Below are 6,438 nucleotides of genomic sequence, written 5' to 3'. Positions count from 1 at the left end.
GCCAGAACATCGCCCGATTTGCCCAATCAGCAAAAACGGCTCACCGGACGCTCACTTTCAGGCTCTCATGGCTTGATCTGTTTTTTGCGGTAAATATTACCCTGACGCGCCTGTCGACGCCAGGGGCGTGCCTTGTTGAGCGCACCGTCGAAGCTCGGATCGTTGCGATCAAGCGTGGCAAAAGCAAGCTGGTTGCGTTGCTCTGCGGCACAGTGAGCCACGACCTTGCCATCCGGGCCGATAATGCCGGCCGGTCCCTCATGGGCGGTTTGCGCCGGCGTGGCGCCACTGATCCACACACAATTGAAACCGGCATGGGCGCGCAAGGCGATCTGAAAGAAACTTCTGATGCCGTAGGATGAAAACAGGATGGCGTCGACGTCACGGCGCTCATAATCCATGAACAATTCAGGAAATTGCACTTCGATGCAGGTCAGGCATCCAAAGCGGTAGCCATCGACCTCGAAGGTGAGGGCTTGCGTGCCTGGCGTGAACCAGCCCTGCAGCTCACTGTGGGACAGGAAACGTTTGTCATAGTGGCCAATCAGGCTGCCATCATCGCTGAACACGTATTGGCTGTTGTGTGGTGGATGTGGTGCGGGCAGGGGATGGGCAGAACCAACCACGGCAAAGATATTGAGGCGTTTGCAGGTGTCGGCAATCGCTGCAAGTTCGGTGTCATGCGTGGTCCAATCAAGATCTAGCCAGTTCTCGGGTGAGTTGATCTGCGCCTTGGCATATCCCGATAAGGCGCCTTCACAGAAATTGACGAGACGTGCTCCTTTGTGTGCGGCCTGCTCGATCAGGGCGCGGATTGTTCTGCCATTTTCTGCGATGTCACCTGTGATGATGCTTTGGGCTGCTGCAATCTTCATCGGAAACCTCGGTTCGTTTGGTGTCGGCTCACCTCAACATACGTGGTTACATCAGGCAGGCATCGGTCAATCCGGCACGGAGATGCAGCTTTTGATGTGCTTGAGATGCGAGACGATGGTGAAGGTCATGATGACAAGCAGTGACCAGGAACTCCACTTGCCAAGATGCACCATGGACCAGGCACCAAGCTGGTTGGGGTAGGCCCAGATGCCAAAGAAGGTGGAGATGTTTTCCGCCAACCAGACAAAAAAGCCGATCAGCACAAAGGCCAGCAGCAACGGCATGCGCCGGTCACGGTCATAGGGGCGGTAAACGACGGTGGCGCGGGCGTAAAGGCCAAGCGCGCAGGCAGCGATGTACCACCTGTAATCACCGATATAATGGTGGGTGAAGAAGTTGGCGTAGATGGCCAGCCCGATCAGCGTTGCCATCCAGTAGCTGGGGTGGTGACGGATGCGGATATCAAATAGGCGCCAGGCCTGAATGATGTAACTGCCGACGGCGGCATACATGAAGCCGGAAAACAGCGGCACACCAAACAGCTTGCTATAGGCAAAGTCCGGATAGGACCAGGACTGGATGCTGCCGGATGTCTTGAAGACTTCCAGAGCAAAACCGACGATGTGGAACAGGAAGATGGCCTTTGCCTCGTCCAGCGTTTCCAGCTTGCTCCAGATCATGAAGAACTGGATGGCAAGGGCGATGACCAGCAGCACGTCATAACGGGGCAGGCCAAGCAGGCCGTCTCTTGGCACCAGAAAGATGGACAGGAAAAACAACCCGGCAAACATGCAGGCGCGGGCTTCCTTGATGCCAAAATACAAAAACTCGATGATAAAGCGTTTTATGCCTTTGAGTTCGCCCCAGGGATGCGTATCGCAGAGATAGTCGTCTAAGGCGGAAAGTCGGCCACTGTTCAATGTCGTTTCGGTGGTCATGGGCTGTTCCCGTTCCTTTAGACGTCGGACAGCTATAGCAACCCCAGAGGGAATCGACATGGCCTTGTCGCCGTTTTCACGGTTTTATTCCGCGCGTCTCGGGCATTTTTCAGGCGCATGTCTGGTGATTGTGCTGGGCCTGTCGCTGCGGAAATTTGGCTATTCCATCGGCCTGCCATTTGGGGTGGTGAAATATGGCGGCTCGATCCTGTGGGGATCGATGGTCTATTTGCTGATTGCCACGCTGCTTGTCCGTCACTCGCTGCAGTGGCGGTTGATGGTTGCCATTGCCTCGGCTGTGGTGGTGGAGTTAATCCGGCTCGTGCACTTTCCGCCCCTTGATGCCTTCCGCGATACCGCATTAGGCACCCTGTTGCTGGGGCGAGTTTTTTCGCCGTGGAATATTGTCTGTTACATCACCGGTATCACGGCTGCCGCCTTTATTGCCGAACGGCTCTTGCGGTGGTCGCGCCGTTCTTGCGCTTCTTGAATGCCATGACCCTCGGCCGCACCAACCGATAGGTAACCAGCAGAACCGGTAGTGCCATGTGGATGAAGGGCCCAAGTGTGATGGATTTGACAGCCATCGAATAATGCAGCGCGCCGCCGAGGATGATGAGATAAACCAGCTTGTGCAGCCTGACCCAGTTTTTGCCGAGTTTTCGAATGGACAGGTTGTTGGATGTCACCGCCAGGGGAACGAGCAGAACAAGACAGGCCATGCCGATGGTGATGTAGGGTCGCCGGGCGATATCGGCGATGATCGAGGCCATGTCCAGCCGCTTGTCGAGCAGCATGTAGGTGGCGAAATGCATCACCACATAATAGAAGGCGAGAAGGCCAAGCGCCCGCCGGTAGCGGATCCAGTTGATGCCGGTAAAATCGCGCAGCGGCGTTATGGCCAGCGTGGCAATCAGAAACCGTAGGCCCCAGATGCCGAGCAGATGTTCAAAATCCTTGACCGGATTGGGGCCAAGCTGTCCGCTGGCGCCGAGGTAAAAATACCAGGCGGCCGGACAGAGGCCGATGATGTAAAGCGCCCAGACGCTGGCCGCATGAAACCGACGGGGAAGCGCTGGAAGAGACAGCCCTGCAGCCATGTCAATAATTCGCCTTCAGGTCCATACCGCTATAGAGGCTGGCGACGTCATCATAGCCGTTGAACATCAGGGTTGGCCGGTTCTGCGTGCCGAAGAAGCCGCCTTCACCAATACGTTGTTCTGTCGCCTGGCTCCAGCGGGGGTGATCGACTTTGGGATTGACGTTGGAATAAAAGCCGTATTCCCGGGCATTGGAATTTTTCCACGTGGTTTCCGGCTGCTCCTCGACGAGCGATATGCGCACGACGGATTTGATGCCCTTGAAGCCGTATTTCCATGGAACGACCAGGCGAATGGGCGCGCCATTCTGGTTCTGCAGCGTTTCGCCATAAAGGCCAACGGCAAGGATGGTCAGAGGGTGGCGCGCCTCATCAAGGCGAAGGCCTTCGACATAAGGCCATTTCAGCGGCTGAAACAGGCCGGTTTGCCCTGGCATTTCTTCGGGCCGGACAACGGTTTCAAACGAGACATATTTGGCGCTGCCAAGCGGCTCAACGAGATCAAGCAGGGTGGAGAGCTGAAAGCCGATCCACGGAATGACCATCGACCAACCCTCGACACAGCGCATGCGGTATGTGCGCTCTTCCAGCTGTAGTTTCATCAGTTCTTCAATGCCGAATTCCTTCGGCTTGCCAACAAGGCCGTCCACCTTCACCGTCCAGGGCGTTGGTTTGAAGTGCTGGGAATTGTCCTTCGGGTCGGATTTGCCGACGCCGAATTCATAAAAATTGTTGTAGCCGGTCACCGCGTCAAGCGGTGTCAGCTTTTCATCGATCTTGTACGGGCCGGGTTTTGCGGTGAGAGGTGCGGCAAAGGCACTGCCGGCAGCGCCGCCAGCCAGAGCAAAACCGGCGGCAGCCCCCATGAACTTGCGGCGGTTCAAATAGGTGTCGCGTGGGGTGATATCATGTGCAGCAATATGGGGTGGACGGTAAACAGCCATTATATTCTCCTCCGCGACGAACTCGTCGGCCTCATTTCATGTTATGATGCCTACTACGTCGCATACACAAGATATGTTTCACGACCGCAGCAAAAAACAGGTCGAAGGCATGCACATCGCGTATTCGTGATGATAGCTGCGCATTTTGAAAGCAAAGAAATATGCGTACCGTACCGAACCGTACTGTATTTGCCAAAGGTGACAGTGACACATCGGTGGAGATGCGCTAGAGAACTATCAAAAAGTCGGGCAGTTCTGCGCATGTTTTAGCGTTGTGCTTCCCGCAAGGCTTGAAGATCGAGGAAAACACCATGCCTGCTTACCGTTCCAGAACGACAACCCATGGCCGCAACATGGCCGGTGCTCGCGGCCTGTGGCGCGCGACCGGCATGAAGGATGGCGATTTTGGCAAGCCGATCATTGCCGTGGTCAACTCGTTCACGCAGTTCGTTCCGGGTCACGTTCACCTGAAGGATCTGGGCCAGCTCGTGGCACGCGAAATCGAGGCTGCTGGCGGCGTTGCCAAGGAATTCAACACCATTGCCGTGGATGATGGCATCGCCATGGGCCATGACGGCATGCTTTATTCGCTGCCATCGCGCGAAATCATCGCTGATTCCGTGGAATACATGGTCAATGCGCATTGCGCCGACGCGATGGTTTGCATTTCTAACTGTGACAAGATCACCCCCGGCATGCTGAATGCTGCCATGCGCCTGAACATTCCTGTTGTGTTTGTGTCCGGTGGTCCAATGGAAGCGGGCAAGGTTGTTCTGCACGGGAAGACCGTTGCGCTCGATCTGGTTGACGCCATGGTTGCTGCTGCCGATGACAAGATTTCCGATGAGGACGTGAAGGCCATTGAGCGCGCCGCCTGTCCGACATGCGGTTCCTGCTCGGGCATGTTTACTGCCAACTCCATGAACTGTCTGACAGAGGCGCTCGGTCTGTCACTGCCTGGTAACGGCTCCACCCTTGCCACACACTCCGACCGCAAGCGTCTGTTCGTGGAAGCCGGTCACCTGATCGTTGATATCACCCGCCGTTATTACGAACAGGATGATACCTCCGTTCTGCCGCGCACCATTGCCAGCAAGGAAGCGTTTGAAAACGCCATGTCGCTGGACATTGCCATGGGTGGTTCCACCAACACGGTTCTGCACATTCTGGCGGCGGCCTATGAGGGCGGCGTCGATTTCACCATGGAAGACATTGACCGTTTGTCGCGCAAGGTTCCGTGCCTGTCCAAGGTTGCGCCTGCCAAGCAGGATGTTCACATGGAAGACGTTCACCGTGCCGGTGGCATCATGCGCATTCTCGGCGAACTGGATCGCGGTGGTCTGATCAACCGTGATTGCCCGACGGTGCATGAGGCGACACTGGGTGACGCGATTGACCGTTGGGACATTACCCGCACCAACAGCGAAACCGTTCGTGAATTCTTCAAGGCCGCTCCCGGTGGCGTTCCGACACAGGTGGCTTTCAGCCAGTCCTCGCGTTGGGATGAACTGGATACCGACGGCGAAACCGGCATCATCCGCAATGTTGAACATCCGTTCTCCAAGGATGGCGGTCTGGCCGTTCTGTTCGGCAACATCGCGCTGAATGGCTGCATCGTCAAAACCGCTGGTGTGGACGAATCCATTCTGAAATTCACCGGTCCGGCCGTTGTGTTTGAAAGCCAGGATGCCGCCGTGAAGGGCATTCTCAACAATGAAGTCAAGGCTGGTGACGTTGTTGTCATCCGTTACGAAGGTCCAAAGGGCGGTCCGGGCATGCAGGAAATGCTCTATCCGACCAGCTACCTGAAATCCAAGGGTCTCGGAAAGGCCTGCGCGCTGATCACTGATGGTCGTTTCTCCGGCGGTACATCGGGTCTCTCCATCGGCCATGCCTCGCCAGAGGCAGGTCAGGGGGGGGCAATCGGTCTGGTGCGCCAGGGCGATACCATTGCCATCGATATTCCCGGCCGCACCATTAATCTGGTGGTTTCTGAATCGGAACTGGCAGAACGCCGTGCCGAGCAGGACAAGCTGGGCTGGAAGCCTGCCGCACCGCGCAAGCGCAATGTGACCACGGCGCTGAAGGCCTATGCGGCTTTCGCATCCAGTGCTGACAAGGGTGCCGTGCGCATTCTGCCGGAATAATCTCTGGTTCCTTTGTTCGAGTTTTGAACGCCGCCTCGAGATATCGGGGCGGCGTTTTTGTTATGTCGCTCGCCAAGCGCGGTCATTAAATCGCTGTCACGTTTAGGTGACATGGGGTGAGGGCTCTTTACGACGGGTTTTCGTGTCCTAGATACAGTTGATGAAAAGAAGAACCGCTCTGACATTATTCGCTTCCCTGCCGCTCGCTCAGGCCGTGCGGGCGCAATCCAGTTCCGGTAATGGTGCTGCGCCTGCCGGATCAGGCGCCACGTCGCCGGTGGCCGGTCCGGGTTCAGCCACACGGCTTGATCCGATCTTGCGGCAGGCACAGGAACTTTCTACGCTGAAAGCCGTGGTGGTGAGCGTCGATGGAAAACGACAGGCGGAGCGCTCCTATAATGGGTATGCACTCAATGGTTCCAGCAATATCAAGT

At 56.4% G+C, this 6,438-nt stretch carries 6 protein-coding genes and 1 pseudogene; 3 read left to right on the top strand and 4 right to left on the bottom strand.

Annotation, left to right across the window (positions count from 1 at the left end; translation table 11 throughout):
* Positions 1-65: 65 nt before the first annotated feature.
* Together RT613_RS16485 and RT613_RS16480 are read right to left on the bottom strand one after the other, a co-directional pair.
* Complete coding sequence (locus RT613_RS16485) at positions 66-875, bottom strand: carbon-nitrogen hydrolase family protein (RefSeq protein WP_313617056.1); 810 nt, start codon at positions 873-875, stop codon at positions 66-68.
* A gap of 66 nt (positions 876-941) precedes the next feature.
* Positions 942-1,814, bottom strand: a complete 873-nt coding sequence (locus RT613_RS16480; RefSeq protein WP_313617054.1) for a DUF817 domain-containing protein — start codon at positions 1,812-1,814, stop codon at positions 942-944.
* A 58-nt stretch (positions 1,815-1,872) separates the two neighbouring features.
* Between RT613_RS16480 and RT613_RS16475 the strand changes: the two genes are divergently transcribed.
* A complete protein-coding gene (locus RT613_RS16475) occupies positions 1,873-2,304 on the top strand; it encodes a DUF2809 domain-containing protein (RefSeq protein WP_313617052.1) in 432 nt (143 codons plus the stop codon).
* On the opposite strand, the gene msrQ is transcribed toward RT613_RS16475, so the two are convergent.
* On the bottom strand, positions 2,255-2,914 hold the full coding sequence (gene msrQ / locus RT613_RS16470; protein WP_313617051.1) for a protein-methionine-sulfoxide reductase heme-binding subunit MsrQ: 660 nt from the start codon (positions 2,912-2,914) through the stop codon (positions 2,255-2,257). The genes RT613_RS16475 and msrQ overlap by 50 nt on opposite strands.
* Before the next feature lies 1 nt (position 2,915).
* Positions 2,916-3,857 (bottom strand): protein-methionine-sulfoxide reductase catalytic subunit MsrP, encoded by a 942-nt coding sequence (msrP, locus tag RT613_RS16465; protein ID WP_313617049.1) that lies wholly within the window; start codon positions 3,855-3,857, stop codon positions 2,916-2,918.
* A gap of 311 nt (positions 3,858-4,168) precedes the next feature.
* Between msrP and ilvD the strand changes: the two genes are divergently transcribed.
* Complete coding sequence (gene ilvD / locus RT613_RS16460; RefSeq protein WP_313617047.1) at positions 4,169-6,004, top strand: dihydroxy-acid dehydratase; 1,836 nt, start codon at positions 4,169-4,171, stop codon at positions 6,002-6,004.
* Positions 6,005-6,164: 160 nt separating this feature from the next.
* Positions 6,165-6,438: pseudogene (locus RT613_RS16455) on the top strand (hypothetical protein); the annotation flags it as partial.

Source organism: Agrobacterium sp. (assembly GCF_032092815.1).
GTDB lineage: Bacteria > Pseudomonadota > Alphaproteobacteria > Rhizobiales > Rhizobiaceae > Agrobacterium.
The sequence above is the reverse complement of the archived record's forward strand: the minus strand, read 5'-3'. Positions and strand labels throughout refer to the sequence as shown.